The organism is Mycobacterium sp. E183, from assembly GCF_001667735.1.
Lineage (GTDB): Bacteria > Actinomycetota > Actinomycetes > Mycobacteriales > Mycobacteriaceae > Mycobacterium.
On sequence record NZ_LZJN01000186.1, the window covers coordinates 32,690 to 57,732 of the forward strand.

26 protein-coding genes and 1 pseudogene are annotated in these 25,043 nt (G+C 71.2%); 15 read left to right on the forward strand and 12 right to left on the reverse strand.

What is annotated here, in order from left to right; all coding sequences use genetic code 11:
• Positions 1–44 precede the first annotated feature (44 nt).
• Positions 45–755, reverse strand: coding sequence for a GCN5 family acetyltransferase (locus tag A5691_RS22215; protein ID WP_067891320.1), 711 nt, complete (start codon positions 753–755; stop codon positions 45–47).
• Positions 755–1,348, reverse strand: coding sequence for a peptide deformylase (locus tag A5691_RS22220; RefSeq protein WP_067755406.1), 594 nt, complete (start codon positions 1,346–1,348; stop codon positions 755–757). The genes A5691_RS22215 and A5691_RS22220 overlap by 1 nt, the downstream gene beginning before the upstream one ends.
• Positions 1,349–1,549: 201 nt before the next feature.
• Here A5691_RS22220 and A5691_RS22225 point away from each other — a divergent pair, with 201 nt between their 5' ends.
• Genes A5691_RS22225 through A5691_RS22255 form a run of 7 tightly spaced genes read left to right on the forward strand, consistent with a single transcriptional unit; the run spans position 1,550 to position 6,694 of the window.
• Positions 1,550–1,858 (forward strand): DUF3263 domain-containing protein, encoded by a 309-nt coding sequence (locus tag A5691_RS22225; protein WP_007167558.1) that lies wholly within the window; start codon positions 1,550–1,552, stop codon positions 1,856–1,858.
• 18 nt (positions 1,859–1,876) lie between these two features.
• Entirely contained in the window at positions 1,877–2,353 is a 477-nt protein-coding gene (locus A5691_RS22230; RefSeq protein ID WP_067755403.1) for a LytR C-terminal domain-containing protein, read from the forward strand.
• A 24-nt stretch (positions 2,354–2,377) separates the two neighbouring features.
• Entirely contained in the window at positions 2,378–3,097 is a 720-nt protein-coding gene (locus tag A5691_RS22235) for a superoxide dismutase family protein (RefSeq protein WP_068018940.1), read from the forward strand.
• Positions 3,087–4,217 carry a glutamate--cysteine ligase gene (locus tag A5691_RS22240; RefSeq protein ID WP_067755396.1) on the forward strand — a complete coding sequence of 377 codons (1,131 nt, stop codon included), beginning with the start codon at positions 3,087–3,089 and terminating at the stop codon, positions 4,215–4,217. The genes A5691_RS22235 and A5691_RS22240 overlap by 11 nt, the downstream gene beginning before the upstream one ends.
• Positions 4,217–4,843 carry an LON peptidase substrate-binding domain-containing protein gene (locus A5691_RS22245; protein WP_067783615.1) on the forward strand — a complete coding sequence of 209 codons (627 nt, stop codon included), beginning with the start codon at positions 4,217–4,219 and terminating at the stop codon, positions 4,841–4,843. The genes A5691_RS22240 and A5691_RS22245 overlap by 1 nt, the downstream gene beginning before the upstream one ends.
• A gap of 16 nt (positions 4,844–4,859) precedes the next feature.
• Positions 4,860–5,882: a TIGR03617 family F420-dependent LLM class oxidoreductase gene (locus tag A5691_RS22250; protein WP_067783612.1), complete on the forward strand. Its 1,023-nt coding sequence runs from the start codon at positions 4,860–4,862 to the stop codon at positions 5,880–5,882.
• Positions 5,879–6,694 carry an enoyl-CoA hydratase/isomerase family protein gene (locus A5691_RS22255; protein ID WP_067783609.1) on the forward strand — a complete coding sequence of 272 codons (816 nt, stop codon included), beginning with the start codon at positions 5,879–5,881 and terminating at the stop codon, positions 6,692–6,694. The genes A5691_RS22250 and A5691_RS22255 overlap by 4 nt, the downstream gene beginning before the upstream one ends.
• Before the next feature lie 23 nt (positions 6,695–6,717).
• On the opposite strand, the gene A5691_RS22260 is transcribed toward A5691_RS22255, so the two are convergent.
• The 3 genes from A5691_RS22260 to A5691_RS22270 form a co-directional block, all read right to left on the reverse strand.
• Entirely contained in the window at positions 6,718–7,647 is a 930-nt protein-coding gene (locus tag A5691_RS22260) for an SDR family NAD(P)-dependent oxidoreductase (RefSeq protein WP_067755384.1), read from the reverse strand.
• 19 nt (positions 7,648–7,666) lie between these two features.
• Complete coding sequence (locus A5691_RS22265) at positions 7,667–9,028, reverse strand: MFS transporter (protein WP_067755381.1); 1,362 nt, start codon at positions 9,026–9,028, stop codon at positions 7,667–7,669.
• Positions 9,029–9,251: 223 nt separating this feature from the next.
• Complete coding sequence (locus A5691_RS22270; protein ID WP_067891317.1) at positions 9,252–10,076, reverse strand: hypothetical protein; 825 nt, start codon at positions 10,074–10,076, stop codon at positions 9,252–9,254.
• Between the two features lie 21 nt (positions 10,077–10,097).
• On the opposite strand from A5691_RS22270, the gene A5691_RS22275 reads away from it, so the two are divergent.
• Positions 10,098–10,694 (forward strand): TetR/AcrR family transcriptional regulator, encoded by a 597-nt coding sequence (locus A5691_RS22275; RefSeq protein WP_067891314.1) that lies wholly within the window; start codon positions 10,098–10,100, stop codon positions 10,692–10,694.
• Here the strand turns inward: A5691_RS22275 and A5691_RS22280 are convergent.
• Genes A5691_RS22280 through A5691_RS22290 form a run of 3 tightly spaced genes read right to left on the reverse strand, consistent with a single transcriptional unit; the run spans position 10,668 to position 14,427 of the window.
• On the reverse strand, positions 10,668–12,848 hold the full coding sequence (locus A5691_RS22280; RefSeq protein ID WP_067891311.1) for an AAA family ATPase: 2,181 nt from the start codon (positions 12,846–12,848) through the stop codon (positions 10,668–10,670). The genes A5691_RS22275 and A5691_RS22280 overlap by 27 nt on opposite strands.
• On the reverse strand, positions 12,845–13,708 hold the full coding sequence (gene pssA / locus A5691_RS22285) for a CDP-diacylglycerol--serine O-phosphatidyltransferase (RefSeq protein ID WP_067754961.1): 864 nt from the start codon (positions 13,706–13,708) through the stop codon (positions 12,845–12,847). Before pssA ends, A5691_RS22280 begins: the two co-directional genes overlap by 4 nt.
• Complete coding sequence (locus tag A5691_RS22290; protein WP_067754958.1) at positions 13,705–14,427, reverse strand: phosphatidylserine decarboxylase; 723 nt, start codon at positions 14,425–14,427, stop codon at positions 13,705–13,707. Before A5691_RS22290 ends, pssA begins: the two co-directional genes overlap by 4 nt.
• Before the next feature lie 65 nt (positions 14,428–14,492).
• Between A5691_RS22290 and A5691_RS22295 the strand changes: the two genes are divergently transcribed.
• Entirely contained in the window at positions 14,493–15,680 is a 1,188-nt protein-coding gene (locus tag A5691_RS22295) for an MFS transporter (RefSeq protein ID WP_067784177.1), read from the forward strand.
• On the opposite strand, the gene glp is transcribed toward A5691_RS22295, so the two are convergent.
• Positions 15,677–16,882: a gephyrin-like molybdotransferase Glp gene (glp, locus tag A5691_RS22300; protein WP_067784175.1), complete on the reverse strand. Its 1,206-nt coding sequence runs from the start codon at positions 16,880–16,882 to the stop codon at positions 15,677–15,679. The two genes, A5691_RS22295 and glp, sit on opposite strands and share 4 nt — an antisense overlap.
• Before the next feature lie 73 nt (positions 16,883–16,955).
• Here glp and A5691_RS22305 point away from each other — a divergent pair, with 73 nt between their 5' ends.
• The gene (locus tag A5691_RS22305) at positions 16,956–17,435 is read left to right on the forward strand and encodes a VOC family protein (protein ID WP_067784173.1); all 480 of its coding nucleotides are present in this window, start codon (positions 16,956–16,958) and stop codon (positions 17,433–17,435) included.
• Complete coding sequence (locus tag A5691_RS22310) at positions 17,426–18,868, forward strand: NAD(P)/FAD-dependent oxidoreductase (protein WP_067756443.1); 1,443 nt, start codon at positions 17,426–17,428, stop codon at positions 18,866–18,868. The genes A5691_RS22305 and A5691_RS22310 overlap by 10 nt, the downstream gene beginning before the upstream one ends.
• A gap of 244 nt (positions 18,869–19,112) precedes the next feature.
• On the opposite strand, the gene A5691_RS22315 is transcribed toward A5691_RS22310, so the two are convergent.
• Positions 19,113–19,607 (reverse strand): cupin domain-containing protein, encoded by a 495-nt coding sequence (locus A5691_RS22315; RefSeq protein WP_067756440.1) that lies wholly within the window; start codon positions 19,605–19,607, stop codon positions 19,113–19,115.
• 31 nt (positions 19,608–19,638) lie between these two features.
• Here A5691_RS22315 and A5691_RS22320 point away from each other — a divergent pair, with 31 nt between their 5' ends.
• On the forward strand, positions 19,639–20,328 hold the full coding sequence (locus A5691_RS22320) for a M24 family metallopeptidase (RefSeq protein ID WP_068018944.1): 690 nt from the start codon (positions 19,639–19,641) through the stop codon (positions 20,326–20,328).
• A 112-nt stretch (positions 20,329–20,440) separates the two neighbouring features.
• Here A5691_RS22320 and A5691_RS22325 read toward each other — a convergent pair whose 3' ends face one another.
• Positions 20,441–21,355 (reverse strand): SDR family NAD(P)-dependent oxidoreductase, encoded by a 915-nt coding sequence (locus tag A5691_RS22325; protein WP_067756433.1) that lies wholly within the window; start codon positions 21,353–21,355, stop codon positions 20,441–20,443.
• An 87-nt stretch (positions 21,356–21,442) separates the two neighbouring features.
• Here A5691_RS22325 and A5691_RS22330 point away from each other — a divergent pair, with 87 nt between their 5' ends.
• The 3 genes from A5691_RS22330 (at position 21,443) to A5691_RS22340 (ending at position 24,818) form a co-directional block, all read left to right on the forward strand.
• Positions 21,443–22,024, forward strand: coding sequence for a TetR/AcrR family transcriptional regulator (locus A5691_RS22330; RefSeq protein ID WP_067756430.1), 582 nt, complete (start codon positions 21,443–21,445; stop codon positions 22,022–22,024).
• A 204-nt stretch (positions 22,025–22,228) separates the two neighbouring features.
• Positions 22,229–23,854: a chaperonin GroEL gene (gene groL / locus A5691_RS22335; protein WP_055400660.1), complete on the forward strand. Its 1,626-nt coding sequence runs from the start codon at positions 22,229–22,231 to the stop codon at positions 23,852–23,854.
• A gap of 139 nt (positions 23,855–23,993) precedes the next feature.
• On the forward strand, positions 23,994–24,818 hold the full coding sequence (locus tag A5691_RS22340) for an SDR family oxidoreductase (RefSeq protein ID WP_068018948.1): 825 nt from the start codon (positions 23,994–23,996) through the stop codon (positions 24,816–24,818).
• Here A5691_RS22340 and A5691_RS22345 read toward each other — a convergent pair.
• A pseudogene (locus A5691_RS22345) lies at positions 24,807–25,043 on the reverse strand (carboxymuconolactone decarboxylase family protein); the annotation flags it as partial. The gene A5691_RS22340 and the pseudogene A5691_RS22345 overlap by 12 nt on opposite strands.

Genomic DNA, 25,043 nt, shown 5'->3' on the forward strand with positions numbered 1-25,043 from the left:
GGGCGGCGGAGCCGGGTGCTGCGGGTCGCCGCCATCGTGCATCGCTAGACGGTATCCCAGGCGGGGGAGCGGGCCGGAAAGTAGCGGCGGCTGTGGTGCGCCCGGAAGCCCAGCGCGTCGGCCAGTCGCAGCATGCCGGTGTCATCGTCCGCAACGACCAGATAGGCCCGGGTCGCGCCGCGCGCCGCGGCCAGGGCCAACTGCGCTTCGTAGGTGGCCGGGTCGTCGCCGGCCGTCGGCAGGCCCACCCAGCGCGTGCCGTCCCGCGCCGGCGCCGAGACGTCACGCACCAAGACGCGTTCTGTGCGTTCGGCGCTCAGCCCCGGCGGCAGCGGCAACAAGCGATCGGGTATCGCCAGGCGCGCCGTCATGCCGCGGCGCTCATACCAGTCCGCGATCGCCGCAATGGCGCTTGCTCGGGCCGAAACATCCAGCGGCACAGCGAGATCCACGCCGGTCCCGGCGCGTAGCAGCCAGCCCTCGAGCCACGCGCGTTCCACGCCGGGCGACGCGTCGGCGGCCGCGCGCTCCAGCGCCCGGATTTCGGAGGTGCGCACCGGGGCGTCGGTCAGCACCCGCAGCGCGACCACGTCGTCGGGCAACACCTCGGTGACCGCGCCCGTCTTGGTCCGCACCCGCACCACCGGGTCGACCGCCAGCAGGTGGCCCACGGCGTCGGTCAGGGGCGGGACCGAGCCGGGGGGGCGCCGGTAGCGCAGCGTCACCCGCGTGCCCAACTCCGGCCACGAGAACATCAGTGACCGAAGGGGTCCGGCCCCTCGCCCGGCAGCCACGACAGCCCCGGCACGCCCCAGCCGTGCGACTTGACGGCGCGCTTCGCGCTGCGGGCGTGGCGACCGATCAGCCGGTCCAGGTACAGGAAGCCATCCAGATGCCCGGTCTCGTGCTGCAGCATGCGCGCGAACAGGCCGGTGCCCTCGAGCTCGACGGCCTTGCCGTCGGCGTCGAGGCCGGTGACGCGCGCCCAGCTGGCGCGGCCGGTGGGAAACGACTCGCCGGGGACCGAGAGGCAGCCCTCGTCGTCGTTGTCCGGATCGGGCATCGTCTCCGGGATCTCGGAGGTTTCCAGCACCGGGTTGACGACCACGCCGCGGCGCCGGTCGGTCCGGCCCCGGTCGTCGGCGCAGTCGTAGACGAAGACGCGCAACCCGACGCCGATCTGGTTGGCGGCCAGGCCGACTCCGTGTGCGGCATCCATGGTGTCGTACATGTTGGCGATCAGCTCCGCCAGGTCCGGCGGCAGCGATCCGTCGGCGCCGACCGGCACCGGCTGCGTCGGGGTGTGCAAGACCGGATCCCCGACGATCCGGATCGGTACGACTGCCATGGTCGGCTAAGCTACCGCACGCCCGCACGGGCGGAAGCCGGCCGTGTTCTCCGGGCAATCTGAGCCAATCGGCCGACTCGCGGGTCTGGATGACGGCTTGAGGGTTTGCGCCGTGATTCAATATTCGCCGAAACACGCCCTCAGGTAAGTCAAGTCATCTACAGCAGCCGAGAATCGCCGGAAGGGTCCAGGGGAAGCTATATGGACAGCGCCATGGCGCGGGCAAATCGATCGGGGGACGATGCCGAGATCGCAGATGGCCTCACCCGCCGCGAACACGACATCCTCGCCTTCGAACGTCAGTGGTGGAAATTCGCGGGCGTAAAAGAAGAAGCGATCAAAGAGCTGTTCTCGATGTCGGCGACGCGCTACTACCAGGTGCTCAACGCGCTCGTCGACCGGCCCGAGGCGCTGGCCGCGGACCCGATGCTGGTGAAGCGGCTGCGGCGGCTGCGGGCCAGCCGGCAGAAGGCGCGGGCGGCGCGGCGCCTCGGCTTCGAGGTGACCTGACTCGCTACAGTGGGCTCGATGAAAGAGCGAGTCCCCGACTCCACGGGGCTGCCCCTGCGGGCGATGGTGATGGTGCTGTTGTTCCTGGGGGTCGTATTCCTGCTGCTCGGCTGGCAGGCGCTGGGGTCGTCCGGCAGCTCCGAGGACGACTCGGCCTCGGCGGTGTCCACGTCGTCCGCCACCAGCACGTCGGCCACGCCGACCAGCACTAAGCCCGCGGCCAACCGGTCCGAGGTGCAGGTGTACAACATCTCGACAAAAGAGGGCGTCGCGTCGCGCACCAAGGATCAGCTCACGGCCGGCGGCTTCAACGTGACCAAAGTCGACAACCTGACCGTGCCCGACGTCTCGGCCACCACGGTGTATTACACCGACGCCGACGACGAGCACGCCACCGCGGACGCGGTCGGCAAAATCCTGGGCGCGCCCGTCGAACCGCGCATCCCGGCGCTGACCGGGCAACCGCCCGGGGTCATCGTCCTCGTTACGGGTTGACCCGTCAGCGGCTAGGCTTCCGCTATGCCTCAGCTCGCTGGTTACCGCACTGCCGCCGTCACCGTTTCCGCGCTCTCCGCAGCAACTTCGGTCGCGCTGCTCGGCGCGTGCTCGTCGCCCCAGCACGCCTCGACGTCCCCGGGCACCACGCCGGCGGTGTGGACCGGTTCGCCGGCGCCGTCGGGAACCGGCACGCCGGAGGGCGGGCCCGTCGCCGCGCGGTCGGGGCCGAGCATCGTCACCCACCTGAAGGCGCCCGACGGCACCCAGGTCGCGACCGCCTCGTTCCAGTTCAACAACGGCTACGCCACGGTCACCATCGAGACGACCGCCAACGGGGTGCTCTCGCCCGGCTTCCACGGGGTGCACATCCACAAGGTCGGCAAGTGCGAGCCCAACTCCGTCGCCCCGACCGGTGGCGCGCCGGGCGATTTCCTGTCCGCCGGCGGGCACTTCCAGACGCCCGGGCACGCCGCCGAGCCCGCCAGCGGTGACCTCACCTCGCTCCAGGTGCGCAAGGACGGGTCCGGGATGCTGATGACCACGACGGACGCCTTCGCCATGGACGACCTGCTCAGCGGCCAGAAGACGGCGATCATCATCCACGCCGGCGCCGACAACTTCGCCAACATCCCGCCGGAGCGGTACAACCAGGCCAACGGCACCCCGGGCCCCGACCAGATGACGATGAGCACCGGTGACGCCGGCAAGCGGGTCGCGTGCGGTGTGATCGGTGCCGGCTAACAGGGCCCACGCGCGCATCGATTTCGCCCGGTCACCGAGGCCGACCCTCGGCGTGGAGTGGGAGTTCGCGCTCGTCGACGCGCAGACCCGCGACCTGAGCAACGAGGCCACCGCGGTGATCGCCGAGATCGGCGAAAACCCGCGCGTACACAAGGAATTGCTGCGCAACACGGTCGAGGTCGTCAGCGGCGTCTGCAGGTCCACCGGCGAGGCCATGGAGGATCTGCGGGAAACCCTCGGGCCCGCGCAGCGGATCGTCCGCGACCGGGGCATCGAACTCTTCAGCGCCGGCGCCCACCCGTTCGCGCAGTGGTCCACCCAGAAGCTCACCGACGCGCCCCGCTACGCCGAACTGATCAAGCGCACGCAGTGGTGGGGCAGGCAGATGCTGATCTGGGGCGTGCACGTGCACGTCGGAATCTCCTCGGCGCACAAGGTGATGCCGATCATGACGTCCCTGCTGAAGTACTACCCGCACCTGCTGGCGCTGTCGGCGTCCTCACCGTGGTGGACCGGGGTGGACACCGGGTACGCCAGCAACCGCGCGATGATGTTCCAGCAGTTGCCCACCGCCGGCCTGCCGTTCCAGTTCCAGACCTGGCCGGAGTTCGAGGGGTTCGTCTACGACCAGAAGAAGACCGGCATCATCGATCACGTCGACGAAGTCCGTTGGGACATCAGGCCTTCGCCGCACCTGGGCACCCTCGAGGTACGGATCTGTGACGGCGTGTCCAACCTGCGGGAGCTGGGCGCGTTGGTGGCGCTGACGCACTGCCTGGTGGTGGACCTGGACCGCAGGCTGGAAGCCGACGAGACGTTGCCGACCATGCCGCCGTGGCACAACCAGGAGAACAAGTGGCGCGCGGCCCGCTACGGGCTGGACGCCATCATCATCCAGGACGCCGACAGCAACGAGCGGCTCGTCACCGAGGACCTCGACGACGTGCTGAATCGGCTTGAGCCCGTGGCGAAATCGTTGGACTGCGTCGACGAGCTGGCGGCGGTGGCCGAGATCCCCAGGGTGGGCGCCTCTTATCAACGGCAACGCCGGGTGGCCGAGGAACACGATGGCGACCTGCGGGCGGTGGTCGACGCGCTGGTGGCCGAGCTGGAGATCTGATGGAGTTGGCGATGTTCCCGCTGGAGTCGGCGCTGCTGCCCGACCAAAACCTGCCGTTGCGGATCTTCGAGCCGCGCTACGGCGCGCTGGTCCGGCACTGCCTGGACACCGGCGACCCGTTCGGTGTAGTGCTGATCTCGCGGGGACGCGAGGTCGGCGGCGGCGAGGTGCGTTACGACGTCGGGGTGTTGGCCGAGATCACCGAATGCGTCGACCACGGTGGCGGGCGGTACTCCATGCAGTGCCGGACCGGCGAACGGATCCGGGTCTCCGAGTGGTTGCCCGACGACCCCTACCCGCGGGCGACCGTGACCGCGTGGCCCGACGAGCCGGGCGATCCGGTCACGGCCGCCCAGCTGGTCGAGGTCGAGGACAGGGTGATGGCGCTGTTCGAGCGGATCGCCGACGCGCGCGGCGTGGCGCTGCCGGACCGCGCGGCGCTGCTGGGCGAGGACCCGGCCGGCGACCCCGGACAACGCTTGTACGCGTTGGCCTCTCGCATCCCCATCGGCACGGCCGACCTCTACACGGTGCTGTCGGCGCCGTCGGCCTCCGAGCGATTGGCGGCGCTGCGCGAGGCGGTCGACGCGCTCGCCGAGGTGGTGGAGTTCCAGCTTTCCGAATGACGCGACAGGGGAGTAGATGAAGGTACATCTGCAGGTCGACGGCTCACCGGTGGACGCGGCGGCGAGCGCCGCCGAGATCGCTGCGACCGGAGCCGACGGCCTGTTCACCTTCGAGGGCCAGCACGACGTGTTCTTCCCGCTGATCCTCGCCGCCGGCACCACCGGACTGGACCTGATGACGAACGTGGCGATCGCGCCGCCCCGCAGCCCGCTGCACCTGGCGCACGCCGCCTACGACCTGCAGCTCTACAGCGGCGGGCGGTTCCGGCTCGGCCTCGGCTCGCAGGTGAAGGCCCACATCGAAAAGCGTTACGGCAGTAGGTGGGAGCGGCCCGCGGCCCGGATGGCCGAAACCGTCTCGGCGATCAAGGCGATCTTCGCGGCCTGGGAAGGCCGCGCCCGCTTGGACTTTCGCGGCGAATTCTTCACCCACACCATCATGGCGCCCAACTTCAATCCCGGGCCCAACCCGTTCGGGCCGCCGCCGGTGCTGCTGGGGGCGCTGGGCCCGGTGATGACGCGCACCGCCGCCGAGGTGGCCGACGGGCTGCTGGTGATGCCGTTCAACAGCGCCCGCCACTTCGCCGAACGCACCCTCCCCGCCGTGGAAGAGGGCCTGCGGCGCTCCAAGCGATCCGCCGAGGACTTCGAGATCGTCGTGCAGGCCATGGTCGCCGTCGGCCGCGACGAGGCGGGCCTGGCCGCCGCGATCGGCGGTGTGGCGTCGCTAATCTCCTTCTACGGCTCGACGCCGGCCTACCTGCCCGTGCTGGAGGCCGAGGGCTGGGCCGACGTCCAGCCCGAGCTGAATGCCCTGTCCAAACAGGCCCGCTTCCCCGAAATGCGCCGGCTCGTCAGCGACGAGATGGTGGCCCGGATCGGGATCGTCGGCACGCCCGAGGAGTGCGCACGGCAGATCGCCGCCCGATTCGGAGAGCGCGCCGCCGAGGTGTGCTGCTATTTCCCGGGTTACTCGCCGGCCGCCGCGGACGTCGCGGACCTGATCGGCGCCCTGCACCGCACGCCGGCGCTGCGATGAGTTCCGACCTCACCGTCGACGTCGACGCGGGCGTGGCGGTGCTCACGTTGAATCGGCCCGAGCGCCTCAACGCCTACACCGCCGAGATGGGCGCGCTGCTGGGCCGGGCCTACTCCGACTGCGACGGTGACGACGACGTCCGGGCCATCGTTGTGACCGGGGCCGGGCGCGCATTCTGTGCCGGGGCGGATTTCTCCGGCGAGACAAGCCCTTTCGACGCCCCGGGCGAGGAATTCTCGGCGTCACCGATCACCCCGGCCGCGTTCGAGTTGCGCAAGCCGGTGATCGCCGCCGTCAACGGCCACGCGATCGGCATCGGGCTGACCATCGCCCTGCAGGCGGACCTGCGCATCGTCGCCGGCGACGCGAAATACGGTGTGGTGCAGGTCCGTCGGGGAGTGCTCCCCGACTGCATGGCGCACTGGACGCTTGCGCAGCTGACCACGTTGGGGGTGGCCGCGGACATCCTGCTGACGGGGCGGACCTTCGGCGGGGCCGAGGCGGTGACGCTCGGCATCGCAAACCGGGCGCTGCCCGCCGACCAAGTGCTCGACCACGCGGTGGCGGTGGCCCGCGACATCGCGGTCAACGTGGCGCCGATGTCGGCGGCGCTGTGCAAGCGGCTGCTGTGGGACACCGCGATCAACGGCTACACCCCGCGCCAGGTCGCGGCTCTGGAAACCCGGCTGCACCAACGGGTGATGGGCACCGCCGACGCGCGCGAAGGGGTCGCCGCTTTCCTCGAGCGCCGGCCGCCGTCCTTCACCGCGCGGCTCGCGAGCGAGTGGGAGCCGCTGCCGCCGAGCCGGTAATCCCGCATCGTCGGGCTGTGCTACTAGATCGCGCACAACCGCTCGGAGAGGGCCCACCAGTCAGCCGCGCGTTGGTCGTCGCGCGCGTGGGGGGCGAGCCCGTCGCTGATCCGGCAGTCTTCCAGGTACAGCCCGCCCCGGCCGGCGAGCTGCGGGCTGACCGCGGCCCAGACCTGCGTGGCCGCACCCCGATCCGGTGTGAGGAAGTCGAGACGGCCGTCGCTCGGTTCGCCGCGCGCCGCGCTGTTGGCGGCGACGAGCCTGCGGAGGTTGGAGAAATCCTCGTGGGACATGTAGCGCGCCAGCGAGGTGGCCACGGTGCCGGGATGGACGGCGAAGGCGCGAATGCCCGCGTCGCGCAGGCGGCGGTCGGCCTCCCTGGCGTACAGGATGTTGGCCGTCTTGGACGCGCCGTAGGCGACGAACTTGTCGTAGTCGCGGCGCTCCCAGTTGGGATCGTCGAAGTCGACGTCGCCCATGATGTGCCCGCCGGAGGACAGCACGACCAGCCGGGCGCCCTGTGCGGCGGCCAACGGACGCGTCAGTAGCCGGGTGAGCTCGAAATGGCCGAAATGGTTTGTCCCGATCTGGGTTTCGAACCCGTCCGCCGTCCGCCCGAACGGGGTGAACATGACCCCGGCGTTGTTCATCAAGACGTGGATCGCCGGCGCGATGTCGGTGATCGCCGCGGCCGCCGCGCGAACGCTCGACAGCGCGGTCAGGTCGAGATGCACGGTCGAGGTACGCGCGCCGGGTAGGTCCTGCGCTATCCATCCGACCGTTTCGGCCAGGGCGGCATGGTTGCGCGCCGCCAGGACGACGTGCGCGCCGGCGGCGGCCAACGCTCGGGCCGACTCGCGGCCCAGCCCGGTCGACGCACCGGTGATCACACATGTCTTGCCGGACAGGTCGATTCCCTTGACGACATCGACGGCGGTGCGGCGTTCGGTCATGCGGCCAGAGTGTATGCGGTCAGGCCACGCCGACGGCGACTTTGCGGGGGACCTCTTCGACGGGATGGATGCGGCCGGTGACCAAGAGACCGGCCACCAGCGCGCCGACGAAGTACAGGCCGGCGGCGACGTGCAGCAGCCGCGCGAAGCTGGCGTCCGTCAGCGTGCCGGCCGCGATCAGGCCCACGCAGGCAACGGAACCCAGCGCCGACGTCCTGCCCACGGCGTTTTGCAGCGCCGCCGCGACCCCGCTGCGGGCCGCGTCGACCGAGGACAGATTCACCGCGGCCAGCGGCGTCAGGGTGAGCACCGAACCGACGGCCACCACGATCGTCCCGGGCAGCAGGTGCGTGACGATGTTGAACCCGTGACCGGGACGGATGAGCAGCAGCCCCAACCCGGCCAGCAGCGGGCCCGTCGTCAAACAGATCCGAGGCCCGATGCGTGCGGCGAGCCTGCCGACGCGCTTAGCGAACAGGAACGAGATGATCGGCGTGGGTAGCGTGGCCAATCCCGCGACGGTCGCGCAATAACCGGCGACCTCCTGCGTGTACAGAGCGACCGCCAGCGCGCCCATCGTGATGGCGCCGTAGACGAAGCCGGTGGTCACATTGGCACCCGCGAAATTGCGAATCCGGAACAGCCCGAGCGGCACCAGGGGGTGCGGGGCGCGGCGCTGCCACGCCGCAAACGCGACCAGCGCGGCGACGCCCACACACAGCGAGGCGGCGACGCGGGGATCGGACCAGCCGTGCTCGCGCGATTCGATCAGGGCATACACCGTGGCGGCCAGCCCCACGGCCGACAGGACCGCACCGGTGACGTCGACGCGGACGCGCTGGGCCGGCCGCGGCATCGGGTGCAGCCAGAATGTCAACGCGAAACCGATGACCATCGGAACGGCCGACAGGACGTAGATCCATCGCCAACTCAGCAAGTCGACCGCAAGGCCGCCCAGCAGCGGGCCGAGCGCGAACGCCGTGCCCGTCCACGCGGTCCAGGTGCCGATGGCCGTCGCGCGCTCCCCGCGATCGAACGTCGAATTGATCAACGCAAGCGACCCGGGCACCAGAAACGCGGCGCCGAGACCCTGGACGATGCGCCCGGCGATCAGCATCACCGGCGTGGGGGCGCCGGCCGCGAGCACCGAACCCGTCCCGAAGGCCACCAGTCCCAGGCGGATCACCGGCACCCGCCCGAACAGGTCGGACAGGGAGCCGCCGGGCAGGATCGTGGCCGCCTGCGCCAGCAGATAACCGTCGACGATCCACTGCTGCAGGCAGAGCCCGCCGCCGAGGTCGCGCGCGGTGGCCGGCAGCGCCAGGTTCACCACCGTCGTGTCGAGGAAGGCGACCATCGAGACCATGGTTGCCACGACCATGACCCGGCTGGTTGGGGCGACGTTTCGCAATCGTTGCAGCCCACCCCGGGCCGTGGGCGCGGCGACAGCGACCGCGGGAGATGGCTGCAATGCAATCATGTCGGTCTCACGGTGCGGCCGCCGTCGTCGTTCATCTGATTCCTCCTCGACGGCCGCCGAATCCCGTGATCCGGCAACCGTCTTCGAGAAGATGTATACGACGGGGTTACAAGCCGACTGCGGATCAGCTGTGGTGTGCGAGTGCCCGTCGTCGTCCACCGTCGCGGACGGCCCGTTGCACCAGCTGCGGTGCGATGGCCCTATGCAGGGGACCAACGACGGCCCAGACCGTCCGGGCGGCGGTCTTGCGGTGGTAGTGCACGCGAGTGGTGAGTGTGGCCCGCAGGCCGTCCTGGCGTCGCAGCGCCAGTTCGCCCCGCATCAGCGGCCCGCTCGCCGTAAGGACGAACTCGTCGTGATCCGAGCGGGCGACCGACCAGCCGATGGGGTGATCGGGCGACGGATGCGTCGCGAGGTTGAATCTCAGGACGTGGCGGTGGAGCCACCGCACGGCGCCTCCGTTCGCTTCCCGGCCCAGCGCGTCGCGGAACATCTGCTCGGCCGAGCGCGTGTCGCCGGGCTGGATCGCGGCCTCGAAGACGTCGGTGTAGTCGGACGCGGTCGCGCTGGACCGCTCGTTAAGCACCGCAGCCGCAACGCGTTTCAGCGTCGCGCGGGTCACCGCCGCATGACCGCCGGTGCCGATGACGAGGCCGCGATACATCCGTCCGTGCAGGCCGGGGAAGGCCGCCCACGTGGTGGCGCGCAGCCGGGTGCGGTCGCCGGCCAGCGGCTCCAACTCGAACACCCACCGATACACCGCGAACGGGTGCCGGCCCTTCAGCGCGAACCGCTCCGGCGGCCGTGTCTCGTCGAGGACGAAACCGATTGGCACGGTTGACGGGTCGCCGGGATCCCGGCACATCACCCGCAGCAGCGCGGACCACGTGTCTGCGCGCCCCGCGTCCACGGTTATGGCATGCTCATCGATATAGGGTAATCGTTCCATATAGAAGGACCATACTAGATCGTGGCACCTCCGCGGAAGCATGAAACCGATGTGATCCTCGACGCCGCCCGGGCGCTGGTGCTCGACGGCGGGCCGCGGGCGGCCAGCGTCGCCGCGATCGCCAAGGCCAGCGGAGCGCCCGCGGGCACCCTGTATCACCGGTTCGGCAACCGCGACGGCATCCTGACCGCGGCGTGGCTGCGCGCGCTGGAACGCTTCCAGGCGCGCGCCCTGGCCGCGGACGGTGAGACGCCGGCGGACACCGCCGTCGCGATGGCCGTGTCCGCCGTCGGCTTCGCGCGCGAGCTGCCCGACGACGCCCGGCTGCTGCTGACGATCCGGCCCGGCGACCTGCTCGACGACGAGCCCGACGCGGCGTTCCAGCAGACGTTGGCCGCGATGAACGCGCCGCTGACCGAGCGGATCGCGGTGTTGGCCCGGCAGCTGTACGGGAACAACAGGCCCCGGTCCGTCGACGCCGTCGCGCGGGCGGTCGCGGACCTGCCCTATGCCGTGGTCCGCCGCCACGCCTACGACGATCCGATGCCGCGCTGGCTCGAGGACGATGTCGCGGTGTCGGCGTTGGCGGTGCTACGGAGCTTCGGCGAACGCCCGTAACGCCTGCACCTGCGCGGGATCCAGTGAGGGGCGCACGATTTGGCGCGCCGCCGCGATGTCGGCGGCCGTCACGTCGGTGGCGTCGATCGAGCGCCGCATCGCGGTCAGCGCCGCCTCGCGCAGCAGCGCCACGCAGTCGGCGGCGCTGTAACCGTCGAGCCCGCCGGCCACCTCGTCGAGGTCGACGTCGTCGCTCAGCGGGACGGATTTGCCCGCGGTGCGCAGGATTTCGCGGCGGGCGGCGGCGTCGGGCGGCTCGATGAAGACGTGCCGCTCCAGCCGGCCCGGGCGCAGCAGCGCCGGGTCGATCAGGTCCGGCCGGTTGGTGGCGCCCAGCACGACGACGTCGCGCAGCGGGTTGACGCCGTCGAGCTCGGTCAGCAGCGCGGCCACCACCCGGTCGGTCACGCCCGAGTCGAAGCTCTGCCCGCGCCGGGGCGCGAGCGCGTCGATCTCGTCGAGGAACACCAGCGACGGGGCGGAGTCGCGGGCGCGCCGAAACAGTTCGCGGACGGCCTTTTCCGAGCTGCCCACCCACTTGTCCATCAGTTCGGAGCCCTTGACGGAATGCACGGACAGCTGCCCGGTGCTGGCGAGCGCGCGCACGACGAAGGTCTTGCCGCAGCCGGGTGGCCCGTACAGCAGCACGCCGCGGGGCGGTTCGACGCCCAGGCGGGCGAAGGTGTCGGGGTGCTGCAGTGGCCACAGCACGGCCTCGGTCAGGGCCTGCCGGGCCTCGGTCATGTCGCCGACGTCGTTGAGGGTGATGTTGCCGACGGTCACTTCCTCGCTGGCCGACCGGGACAGCGGCCGGATGACGGTCAGCGCGCCGACCAGGTCCTCCTGGTTCAGCTCGGGCGGGCGCCCGTCGGTGCTGGCGCGTGCGGCCGCCCGCAGCGCCGCCTCCCGCAGCAGCGCGGCCAGGTCGGCGACCACGAAACCCGGCGTGCGCGCGGCGATCTCGTCGAGGTCGAGGGTGCCCGCGGGCACGGATTTCAGCAGCGACTCCAGCAGCGCCTTGCGGGTGCCGGCGTCGGGCAGCGGGAGGCTGAGCTCCCGGTCGCACAGGTCCGGCGCCCGCAGCCGCGCGTCGAGCTGGTCGGGCCGCGCGGAGGTGGCGATCAACGCGACACCCTCGGTCGCCACGGCGGTGCGCAGCTCGCCCAGGATCAGGGCGGCCACCGGCTCGGGGGTGGCCGGCAGCAGGGCGTCGACGTCGGTGATCAGCAGGACGCCGCCGCCGTCGCGGACGGCCTGCACCGCCGAGCTCACGGTCTTGAGCCGGTCCTCCGGCGTCAGCGCGCCCACCTCGGGGCCGTCCAGCTTGACCAGCCTGCGGCCGTCGCACACCGCGCGCACCAGCGTCACCTTGCCCACCCCGGCCGGGCCGGACACCAGCACGCCCAGGTTGGCGCCGGCGCCCAGGGTCTTGAGCAGGTGCGGCTCGTCGAGCGCGAGCTTGAGCCATTCGATGAGCTTGGCGGCCTGCGGCTGTGAGCCCTTGAGTTCCTCGAGGACCGTTTCGGGGCTGGCCACGTCGACCAGCTCGGTGGACACGGCCGGGCCGCCGGCCGGCACGCCCACGCCCCAGGTGACCAGCGAGTTGGGCTGCACGCTGACCGGGCCGAGCGGGTCCACGCCGGTGACGGTCAGCAGCTCCGAGGTCCAACTGATGCCCACCGAGGCCGCCAGCGCGCGGGTGGCGGCCGCCGTCGAGAAGCCCGGGCCCAGATCGCGGGGCAGCAGCGACACGGCGTCGCCGACGGTCAGCACCTTGCCGAGCAGGGCCTGCCGCAGGGTCACCGGCGAAATGGACTGGCTGGCCAGCGACGAGCCGGACAGCGTCACCGACCGGGCGCCGTAGACGGTGACCGCGCCGACGATCACGGCGGTGCCCTCACGCAGCCCGGCGTTGGACAGCGTCACGTCGTCGAGCAGCGCGGTGCCGACCGGGGTGTCCGGCCCGGCCAGGCCCGCCACCGCCGCCGTGGTCCGCGAGCCCGTCAGCGCCACCGCGTCCCATTCCCGAATGCCAAGCGCGGCAACCACGCTCGGGTGCAGCCGGACGACACCGCGGCGCGAGTCGACGGCGGAGGTGTTCAACCGCGCGGTGAGCGTGAGCTGACGGGCCGCATCCTCGCCCGGCCGGCTCATGGCAGGCGCCCACCCGGCTTGCGCAGCCCGAGCCGCGCCATCGACCGGCGATGCGGCTGCGCCCGGCGGATCGCGCGCCGCGCGGCGCGGCGCTGCTTGGGCTCGTCGGCCCACGCCTCGGGGTGCGCGGCCAGCCAACGCTGGTTGCGGATCGCGAACGGGACGTGGCAGAGGTAGGCGATGATGATGACCCAGATCAGCACGTAGGGGGCCAGCACCGCCGCGGCCGCGCAGATGGCCAGCAGCGCCAGCAGCGGCGCCGCCCAGCTGGGGGGCACCGCCGCGGCGTGCATCTTGCGCATCGGGATCTTGCTGATCATCAGCATCGACGTCCCGGTGATCCAGATGCACAGGAACGCCGTCGAGGTCCACCAGCCCTCGCCGAACTGCAGCTTGAGCCCGATCAGCCCTATCATCGACACCGCGCCCGCCGGCGCGGGCATGCCGACGAAGAACTCGTGGGTGTAGGCGGGCTGGCTCCCGTCGCTCTGCAGCGCGTTGTACCGCGCCAGCCGCAGCACGACGCACACGGCGTAGAGCAGGATCACCACCCAGCCGGCCGGCGACTTCGTCAGCATCGTCACGTAGAGCACGATCGCCGGCGTCACACCGAAGTTCACCGCGTCGGCCAGCGAGTCGATCTCCTCGCCCATGCGCGACTGGGCGTCCAGGATGCGGGCCACCCGGCCGTCGAGCCCGTCCAGGATGGCCGCCGCGGCGATCAGCGCCATCGCGGCCTTGGGCTGGTGCTCGAGGGCGAACCGGATCGAGGTCAGGCCCGCGCAGATCGACAGCACCGTCATCGCGCTGGGCAGGATCTGCAGGTTGACCGACGGCCTGCCGCGCGGCTTGCTGATCATGGCAGCTCGGCCAGCACGGTTTCGCCGGCGATCGCGCGCTGACCCTCGCGGACCAGTGGTTCGGCGCCCGCCGGCAGATAGGTGTCGAGCCGGGAGCCGAACCGGATCAGGCCGTAGGTGTCGCCGATCGTCAGCTTGTCGCCGACGCGCGCGTCGCAGATGATGCGCCGCGCCAGCAGCCCGGCGACCTGCACGGCCACCACCTCCGCGCCGGTCGGCGTCCGGATCCGCAGGCTGGTGCGCTCGTTCTCGGTGCTGGCCGCGGCCAGATCGGCCGACCCGAACCGGCCGGGCCGGTGCTGCATGGCGATCACCTCACCGCTCACCGGCGCCCGCTGCACGTGGGCGTCCAGCAGCGACAGGAAGATGCTGACCCGGGGCAGCGGCGCGTCGCCCATGCCGAGTTCGGCCGGCGGGGCGGCGGCGTCGATCACGCACACCAACCCATCGGCGGGTGCGACGATCGCACCCGGCCGGGTCGGCGGTACCCGGGGTGGGTGGCGGAAGAATCCGGCGCAGGCGCCCGCCGCCAGCAGGCCGGCCCGTCGGATCCACCGGTGCCTGCGGCCGGCCAGCGCCAGCGCCAGGCCGCCGGCGATGAACGGCCGGCCCGCCGGGTGGACCGGCGGAACGGTCGAGCGCACCAACTCCAACGCGTGCTGCGGGCTGAACGTTGGATCCTCGGCCGTAGGGCCGACAGGGCGGGGGCGTCGTGCCACGCGGCCATCTTACGAAAGCCGCGGCCGGTTGGTTCGGGCCCGCAGGGGGAACGCCCACCTTCGACATGCATCCGAATGACCCGCGGCTGCGCCGGGCGAAGATCGCCGTCACCGCCGTGTTCATCGCCCACGCCGTGGGGTTCTCGTCGTGGGCCGCCCACATCCCGGCGGTCAAGGCCGGGCTCGGCCTGTCCGACGCGGCGCTGGGGACGGCGCTGTTCGGTGCACCGCTGGGGTCCGTGCTGGCCACCGTGGCCAGCCACTGGGCGCTGCCGCGGTGGGGCAGCCACCGGCTGATCCCCGTGACCGCCGCCGGCTACGCCCTCGCGGGGACGACCGTCGGGCTGGCCCGCTCCGGGCCGGCGCTGTTTGCGGCGCTGGCGCTGTGGGGGATGTTCCAGGGCGGGCTGGACGTCGCGATGAACACCCAGGCCGGCACGGTCGAGCGCCTGGCGCGCGCACCGATCATGGCGCGCTTCCACGGCATGTGGAGCCTCGGCGCGCTGCTGGGCGCCCTGATCGGCGCGGCGTGCGTCGGCGCCGGCGTCGGGCTGACGCCCCAGCTGGCCGCCGTCGGGCTCGTCGCCCTGATCGTCGTCGGTGCGCTGGCGCGCGGGCTGATCCCGGACCCCGCGGCGGCGGCGTCGCGGGAGCGGTCCGGGCGGGGCTGGCTGACACCGACGGTGGCCATCCTGGCGGCGGTGGCCTTCGTGTCCTTCCTGTGCGAGGGCGCCGCCACCGACTGGTCGGCCAACTACCTGCGCAACGTCGTCGGCGCCGGGCCGGGGGTCGCCGCGCTGAGCTATGCGGCCTACACGCTGACGATGGTCCTGACCCGGCTCGGCGCGATACGCCTGCACTCGCGGCTCTCGGCCCGCCGGTTGCTGCCGGCGCTCGCGCTGTTCGGCGCTGCGGGCCTGGGCGTGGCGCTGGCGGCCGCCAATCCCGTTGTCGCCGTGGCCGGTTTCGCCGCCCTGGGCGTCGGGGTGGCGCTGCTGGTGCCGACCGCGTTCAGCGCCGCCTACGGCGCGGGCGGCGCGGGCTCGGCCATCGCGATCGTCGCCGCGACGGGCTGGCTGGGTTACCTGCTGGGGCCGCCGCTGATCGGTCACCTGGCCGACCGCGTCGGGCTGGCGGCGGCCCTGGTCACGATCCCGGCGCTGATGTCGGTCGTCGCGGTCGCCATCCGCTGCGTCGCCGCGTTCGACCGGGCCGACGATTTCCATCGGCAGGTCGCCACCCCGGCGGGTTAGGTCAGGTCCCAGACCTGCAGCTCGGTCCCCTCGGGCACCTCCGCCACGTCCTCGGGAATGTCCAGCAGCGCGTTCGCCGACGCCAGCCACCGCAGGTGATGCGAGGCCGGCGGGCCATAACTGGTGACGGTCGCGGTGTCGCGGTCCAGCACCGCGCGGCGGAACTGCCGCTTGCCGCGCGGCGAGGTCAGCGATTCGGTCAGCACGGCCGCCCGGTGCGGGCGCTCCGGGTCGGGTAGGCCCATGGCCCTGCGCAGCGCGGGCCGGATGAAGACCTCGAAGGACACCAGTGCGCTCACCGGGTTGCCGGGCAGGGTGACGATCGTCGCGCCGGCCACCCGGCCGATGCCCTGTGGCATGCCGGGCTGCATCGCCACCTTGACGAACTCCACGCCCTGGTCGCCCTCGCGGCCGAACGCGTCCTTGACGACCTCGTAGGCGCCGGCGCTGACCCCGCCGCTGGTGATGATCAGGTCGCAGTCGGCCGCGTAGCGATCGAGGATCGAACTGAACTGCGCGACATCGTCTTCCGCCGTAGCCACCGCGATCACGTCGGCGCCGGCGTCGCGGACGGCCCCGGCCAGCATGATCGAATTCGACTCGTAGATCTGCCCCGGCCGCAGCGGATTGCCGGGCGCCACCAGCTCCGACCCGGTCGACAGCACCAGCACCCGCTGGCGCGGCAGCACCGGCAACTCGGCCATGCCCAGCGCCGCGGCCAGGCCGAGCACGGCCGGCGTCACCACCTGGCCGCGCCGCAACACCGTCGTGCCGGGGGCCACGTCCTCGCCCGCGCGCCGGATGTGCTTGCCGGCCTCACGGGGCGCGCGGATCGACACGACGTCCACGCCGCCGTCGGTGTCTTCGACCGGCACGACGGCCGTCGCGCCGGCGGGCAGCGGCGCGCCGGTCATGATGCGGTGCGCGGTGTGGGGTTGCAGCGTCAACTCGTCGGTGCGCCCGGCGGGAATGTCCTCGACGACCTCGAGGGCCACCGGGTGCTCGGGGGTGGCGCCGGACGTGTCCTCGGCTCGCACCGCGTATCCGTCCATCGCGGAGTTGTCGAAGACCGGCAGCGCCAGGCGCGCGACCACGTCCTCGGCCAGCACCAGCCCTTGCGCCTCGGCCAGTGCGGCGGTGGCAGCCGGGCGGGGACGGATCAGTTCGGCTACGACGCGCTGATGTTCTTGGACCGACCGCACCCCGCCATTATCGGCCGGTCAGATTTCCCAACCGCTCCCGGTGAGGCCGTGGGACCGACGTAGAGTCGAGAACGTGATTACCGGGATGGCCCACACCGGGGTGTGTGTTCCGGATTGCGAGGCGGCCGTCGCCTTCTACCGCGACGTGTTGGGCCTGCGTGTGCTCTCGCCGCCGTATGTCATGACCGGTAACGCCATTCGCGACGACATGGGCGAGCTGGTGGCGGACCCCAGCATGAAGGCGGCCATCGTCGGGTTCGACGGCGACGGCGATCGCGTGCTCGAGGTGATCGAATACCTCGGCGCGGCGGGCTCGGATCGGCCCGGTCGCGCCGGCCTCACCGACCCGGGGCTGTCCCACGTCGGGCTGATCTGCGAGGACCTCGACGCCACCCGGGCGGAGCTGGAAAGCAGGGGCGTGCGCTTTCTGGTCAGCGGGATCGCGGAGGTCGCGCGGGTCCGCACCACCTGGTTCGTCGACCCGTGGGGTGTGGTGTTCATCCTGGTGGAGAAGACCCGGCCGCAGCGACCCTACTTCGCGCAATGGGACTGAAGCCGCGAGTCGCGATCATCGGCGCCGGTGCCGGCGGCATCGCCATGGGCATCCAGCTGGCCGAGGGCGGCTACGACTTCACCATCTACGACCGGGCGGACGGATTCGGCGGGACCTGGCGCCACAACACCTTCCCGGGCGCGGCGTGCGACGTCCCGTCGCACCTGTACTCGTATTCCTTTGCGCCAAACCCGCGTTGGAGCAAGACGTACGCCAACCAGCCCGAGATCCTGGCGTACCTGGAAAGGGTCGCCGACGGTCACGGGCTGGGCGCGCGCCTGCGGGCGAACACCGCGGTGGCCGCCGCGCGCTGGTCGGACACCCGGGGCCGCTGGACCCTGACCGACGACGCCGGTCGCGAGCACGAGTTCGACGCGGTCGTCAGCGCCGTCGGGATGCTCGACGTGCCCCACGTCCCGGACATCCCCGGCGCGCGGCGGTTCCGCGGCCGCCAATTCCATTCGTCGCGTTGGGATCACAGCAAGTCGACGGCCGGCGAGCGGGTGGCGTCCATCGGCACTGGCGCCAGCGCCATCCAGTACGTGCCCGCGATCGCGCGAGAAACCGCGCACCTGACCGTGTTTCAGCGGACCCCGATCTGGATCGCGCCCCGCTTCGACTTCCCGTTCACGCCCGAACAGCACGAGCTGTTCGAACGCCACCCCGAGATGGCGCTCAAGCTGCGCGACGAGGCCTTCGACGCCTACGAGTCGTCCAGCTTCGACGTCGACGCCGCGCAGACGCGGGAAGCGACCGAGCTGGCCCGCAGCTACCTGATGCGCAAGGTGGCCGACCCCGAGCTGCGCGCGAAGCTGACGCCGGACTATCCCGCCGGCTGCAAACGGCCGCTGATGTCGCGCGAGTGGTATCCGACGTTCGCGTTGCCCAACGTCACACTGGAAACGGCCGCCATCACCGAGCTGACCGAGCGGGGCGTGCGCACCGTCGACGGCGTCGAGCACCGCGTCGACACCGTCATCTATGGCACCGGGTTCAAGGCCGCCGACTACCTGGCCAGCATCGACGTCCACGGGTCGGGCGGGCGCCGCCTCGCGGACGACTGGCGCGACGGCGCCGAGGCGTACCTGGGCACCCTGGTGGCCGGCTATCCGAATTTCTTCACGCTTTACGGGCCCAACACCAACGGCGTCAATTCGATCATCTACATCCACGAGGCGCAGACCACGTTCGTCCGCCACATCCTCGACGTGATGAACGCCCGGGGGGCGCGCACCGTCCAAGTGACACCCGACGCGCAGCGCCGCTACAACGACGAGATCCAGGCGGCCATGGTGGGCAAGGTCTGGCTCGCATGCGACAACTACTTCCGGCATCCGAGCGGGAAGGTGGTCACCCAATTGCCTTACAGCGGACGCACTTTCTTCGAGCGCACCCGCGAGCTGGTCGACGCCGACTACCGCTTCGGCCGGTGACCGGTCGGACGCCTGAACCGGCGCCCGCGGACCCGGGCGGACGCGGTCGGCACGCGCCGCAGGCCCGGGCGCCTGGGCCGTTTGACCCGCTCGGCGGTCCGCACCGGGGCGCTGTACGCCGTCTCGACCTTCATCCGCAACCACGCCGCGGCGCGCTTCGTCCTCACCTGCACGGCCAAACCCTACGTCGCGCGCGCGCCGCGTATCAGTGCGCGGCACCTAGAGTTCGCTCACCGTTAACCGGTTACTGCACCCAATAGTTGTCGTGCAGAACGAACCACTCCCGGCGTTCGTCGTCGGTCATGTCGGCCAGCGCCGCGAAGCCCTCGAAGTACGTCTCGCGCGGGGCACCCGGCGCGAACAGCATCAGGATCGACGCCGGCTCGTCGGCCCCGTTGCGGAAGCCGTGCACGCCGCCCGGCGGCACGTAGAGGAAGTCGCCCTGCCGACCGTCGGCCCACTGCGTGCCGTCGTAGAGCTTCATCGTGCCGGAAAGCACGAAGAAGGCCTCGGACATCGCCCGGTGGAAGTGGGGTCCGGGGCCGCCGCCGCCCGCGGGGATGTCGACCCGGTACAGCCCGTAGTCGCCGCCGGTGGCCTGGTCGTTGGCCAGGTAGTGGTACTTGACGCCACCGGTCTCGTAGTCGGGCGGCTCGTCGGCACGCTTGAGCCAGGCGCTGATCCCCGGCTCGTCCTTGGTGTACCGGGGCGGCGGATAGGGCGGCACGACGAGCGACATGGTTTCCAGCCTGCCAGTTAGCATCGCGAGAGTGGAGGCCCCGGAGGACGTGCGCGCGCAGCGGCTGCTCGAAGCCCAGGAGAAGGCGTCGCAGTTGTTCGACGAGGTCGAGCGGCGCGGCATCATCCGGCCGGGCGTTTCCGAGCGGCAGCTGTCCGATGAGATCAACCGCCTCGCCGCGGACCTGTTCGGCGTGACCCGGCACTGGCATCGGCGCATCGTGCGGGCCGGCGAGAACACGCTGCAACCCTTCAGCGAGCGCCCGCCGGACCGGCTGGTCGCCGACGGCGACATCGTCTTCCTCGATTTCGGGCCGATCTTCGCGGAGTGGGAGGCCGACTTCGGCCGCACCTTCGTGCTCGGCGACGACCCGGCCAAGGCGGCCCTCCGGGACGCGCTACCCCGGGTGTGGCGGGCAGGCCGCGAGTACTTCGACCGGCGCCCGGACGTCACCGGGGCCGAGCTCTTCGACTTCGTCGTCGGCCTGGCCCACGCCGAGGGTTTCGAGTTCGCCAGTTCGATCGCCGGTCACCTGGTCGGAGAGTTCCCGCACAAGAAGATCGCCGGCCCCGGCGTCCAGTGGTACATCGCGCCCGGATCGAACAAGCCGATGCGGCGCACCGACCCGGCCGGCCGCCTGTGCCATTGGATCCTGGAGATCCATCTGGCCGACCGGGCCCGCGGCTTCGGCGGTTTCTACGAGCAGCTGCTCGATGTCTAGCGCCGATCGCGAGCGCGGCGCATGCGCCGGGCGCTGCGGGTCGGCGCCGTCGGGTTAGCGCCGATCGCGAGCGCGGCGCATGCGCCGGGCGCTGCGGGTCGGCGCCGTCGGGTCAATCCAGGGGATACGTGACGCCGGTCAGCTCCTCCGACACCGCCCACAACCGCCGCTGCCGCTCGGCGTCGTGGGATTTCGCGCTCGACGACACCAACTTCGGATAGCCGCGGGTCTCGGCGAACCCGTCGGGGCCGTAGTACTGGCCGCCGAGAACGGCCGGGTCGGTGGCGGCGCGCAGCGTCGGGAGCGCGCCCATGGCGGCGTCCTGCGCGATCACCGAGAAGAACACGTTGACGAGCGGCCGGAACGCCGTGGGCGTGTAGCGGCCCAGTTCGGTGTTCGAGCCGCCGGGGTGGGCGGCGGTGGCGATCGTCGTCCCGCGGGGGGCCAGCCGCCGCTGCAGCTCGTAAGTGAACAGCAGGTTGGCCAGCTTGGCTTGCCCGTAGGCCGCGACCCGGTTGTAGGAGCGTTCCCACTGCAGGTCGTCGAAATGGATGTCGGCCAGGATGCGGTGGCCCACGCTGCTCACCGTCACGACCCGCGATCCGGGCACCGGCAGCAGCCGCTCCAGCAGCAGGCCGGTGAGGGCGAAGTGGCCCAGGTGGTTGGTGCCGAACTGCATCTCGAAGCCGTCTTTGGTGGTTTCCTTCGGTGTGTACATGACGCCGGCGTTGTTGATCAGCAGGTCGATCTGCTCGTAGTCGGACTTGAGTTGTTCGGCCGCCGCGCGGATGGAGTCCAGCGACGTCAGGTCGAGCTCCTGCAGCGCCACGTCGGCGTGCGGGCTCGCGGCGGCGATGCGCGCGGCGGCGTCCTTGCCCTTATCGAGGTTGCGCACCGCGAGCACGACGCGTGCGCCGTGGTCGGCCAGCGCGGCGGCGGTCTCGTAGCCGAGGCCGGTGTTGGCCCCGGTGATGACGGCGACCCGTCCGGCCTGGTCGGGAATGTCTCGCGCGGTCCACTTGGCCATCGGAAGCTCCTCAAAGTAGTAAGGTAAACGGGGCGAGCGCTCCGGTTGACTCGACTATACGGAACGCACGCCCCGCTTTGTCAACCGATGGGTGGTGAATTGTTGGCCGAACCCGCACGGCCGTTGCGCGCCGACGCGGCGCGCAACCGCGCGCGCGTGCTGGACGTCGCCTACGAGACCTTCGCCGCCGAAGGCCTGTCGGTGCCCATCGACGACGTCGCCCGCCGCGCCGGGGTGGGGGCCGGCACCGTCTACCGGCACTTCCCGACGAAGGAAGCGCTGTTCACCGCCGTGATCGAGGACCGGATGCGCCGCCTCGTCGACGACGGGCACGCCCTGCTGAAGTCGGAGGGCCCGGGGGAGGCGCTGTTCGCCTTCCTGCGCTCGATGGTCCTGCAGTGGGGTGCCGCGGACCGCGGCCTGGTCGACGCGCTGGCGGGGTACGGAATCGACATCGCCTGCGCCGCCCCCGAGGCCGAGGAAGCGTTCAGGGCCATGCTGGGCGAGCTGCTTCGTGCCGCCCAGGAGGCCGGCACCGCGCGGCGCGACGTCGACATGCGGGATCTGAAGGCGATCCTGGTCGGCTGCCAGGCGATGCAGGCCTACGACTCGGCGCTGGCCGAGCGGGCGACCGACGTCGTCATCGACGGTTTACGCGTGCAGCGATAAGGCCTGACCCGTTCTTGCACTCGGCATAGGCGAGTGCTAAGAATGACCTTGGCACTCGCGACAGGTGAGTGCTAGGTCGGGACGGTGAGACCAGCAGACACCTGGGGTCGTCCGTCGCGGGCACTGCACCCGGCCAGCGTAAGTAATGGGGTGGCCACCCGTGGCCACCCGGTGTCATTCCCGATCCGGAGGAATCACTTCGCAATGGCCAAGACAATTGCGTACGACGAAGAGGCCCGTCGCGGCCTCGAGCGGGGGCTGAACGCCCTCGCCGACGCGGTAAAGGTGACGTTGGGTCCCAAGGGCCGCAACGTCGTCCTGGAGAAGAAGTGGGGCGCCCCCACGATCACCAACGATGGTGTGTCCATCGCCAAGGAGATCGAGCTGGAGGACCCGTACGAGAAGATCGGCGCCGAGCTGGTCAAGGAAGTCGCCAAGAAGACCGACGACGTCGCCGGTGACGGCACGACGACGGCCACGGTGCTGGCCCAGGCGCTCGTCAAGGAGGGCCTGCGCAACGTCGCCGCGGGTGCCAACCCGCTGGGCCTCAAGCGCGGCATCGAGAAGGCCGTCGAGAAGGTCACCGAGGTCCTGCTCAAGTCCGCCAAGGACGTCGAGACCAAGGAGCAGATCGCGGCCACCGCGGCGATTTCCGCGGGCGACCAGTCCATCGGCGACCTGATCGCCGAGGCGATGGACAAGGTCGGCAACGAGGGCGTCATCACCGTCGAGGAGTCCAACACCTTCGGCCTGCAGCTCGAGCTCACCGAGGGCATGCGGTTCGACAAGGGCTACATCTCGGGCTACTTCGTCACCGACGCCGAGCGTCAGGAAGCCGTCCTCGAGGACCCGTTCATCCTGCTGGTCAGCTCCAAGGTGTCCACCGTCAAGGACCTGCTGCCGCTGCTGGAGAAGGTCATCCAGGCCGGCAAGCCGCTGCTGATCATCGCCGAGGACGTCGAGGGCGAGGCCCTGAGCACCCTGGTGGTCAACAAGATCCGCGGCACCTTCAAGTCGGTGGCCGTCAAGGCCCCCGGCTTCGGCGACCGCCGCAAGGCGATGCTGCAGGACATGGCGATCCTCACCGGTGGTCAGGTGATCAGCGAAGAGGTCGGCCTGTCGCTGGAGAGCGCCGACGTCGCCCTGCTCGGTAAGGCCCGCAAGGTCGTCGTCACCAAGGACGAGACCACCATCGTCGAGGGTGCCGGTGACACCGACGCCATCGCCGGGCGCGTGGCCCAGATCCGCCAGGAGATCGAGAACAGCGACTCCGACTACGACCGCGAGAAGCTGCAGGAGCGCCTGGCCAAGCTGGCCGGCGGTGTTGCGGTGATCAAGGCCGGCGCCGCCACCGAGGTGGAGCTCAAGGAGCGCAAGCACCGCATCGAGGACGCGGTCCGCAACGCCAAGGCCGCCGTCGAGGAGGGCATCGTCGCCGGTGGTGGCGTGGCCCTGCTGCAGTCGGCGCCGTCCCTGGAGGAGCTCAAGCTCACCGGTGACGAGGCCACCGGCGCCAACATCGTGCGCGTCGCGCTCGAGGCCCCGCTCAAGCAGATCGCCTTCAACTCCGGGCTGGAGCCCGGCGTTGTCGCCGAGAAGGTCCGCAACGCGAAGGCCGGCACCGGCCTGAACGCGGCCACCGGCGAGTACGAGGACCTGCTCAAGGCCGGCGTTGCCGACCCGGTCAAGGTCACCCGCTCGGCGCTGCAGAACGCGGCGTCCATTGCCGGGCTGTTCCTGACGACCGAGGCCGTCGTCGCCGACAAGCCGGAGAAGGCGGCCGCTCCCGCGGGCGACCCGACCGGCGGCATGGGCGGTATGGACTTCTAAGTCCGACAGCTACGGGAAAACCCGGCTCCCCTTGGGAGCCGGGTTTTTTCGTGCGCCGAGCTTCTCGGGATATGGACGATTTCCCAGCCCTTCTCGTGCATCGGGCTCACGCTCGACGGCCCCTTGTAGGGTTCGACGCGTGGCCCTTCCGACTCCCTCACCCACCAGCACCGCCGTGGTGACCGGCGCATCGTCGGGCATCGGCGCCGACATCGCGCGGGAACTGGCCGACCGCGGTCACGGCGTGACGCTCGTCGCCCGCCGGGAGGACCGGCTGCGCGAGCTGGCCGACGAACTCTCGAAAAGCGTGCGCGTCGAGGTGATCGCCTGCGACGTCGCCGACGCGGCCGCCCGCGCCGGCCTGCTCGACGAGGTCGGCCGCCGCGGCCTGGCCGCCGACATCCTGGTCAACAACGCCGGCGTCGGCACCATCGGATCGGTGACCGCGGCGCGCGCCGACGACGAGATCGCCCAGGTGCGGGTCAACTGCGAGGCGGTCATCGACCTGACCACGCGCGCGGTCCAGCAGATGGTGCCGCGCGGGCGCGGGGCGATCCTCAACGTCGGGTCCACCGCCGGCTACCACCCCTTCCCGGGGCAGGCCGGTTACGCGGCCACCAAGGCGTTCGTGAAGACCTACACCGAGGGGGTGCGCGGCGAGCTCGCCGGCACCGGTGTCACCGTCGCGCTGCTGTGCCCGGGCCCGGTGCGCACCGAGTTCCTGAAGAACGCGGGCATGGACGAGCGCAAATTCGCCGACGCGTTCCCGAAGTTCATGTGGATGCCGTCGCGCGACGTCGCGCGCATCGGGGTCGACGCGCTCGCCCACGACCGCGGCACGGTGATCGCCGGTCTGCCCAGCCACCTGTCCACCCGGCTGTTCCAGTTCATGCCGCGACGGCTGCTGCTGCCGCTACTGAAGAACCAGCATCCCGGCCTCAAACGCGACCTCTCAGCCGGCTGAAGGCCAGGGCCGCATCCAGCCCTCGACCGGGAGCGCGAGCGCGTTGCACAGCGTGCAGATGGTCCGATACCAGCCGACGGCCGTGAGCAATTCGATGCGCTGCTCGTCGGAAAGGAAGCGCCCTAGCGCCGTCCACGTCGTCTCCGACCAGGAACCGGTGCGCTCCAGCTCGTCGACCGCCTCGATCAGGGTCCGCTCGTCGGGCGCCCACCGCGGGTCGTCGGG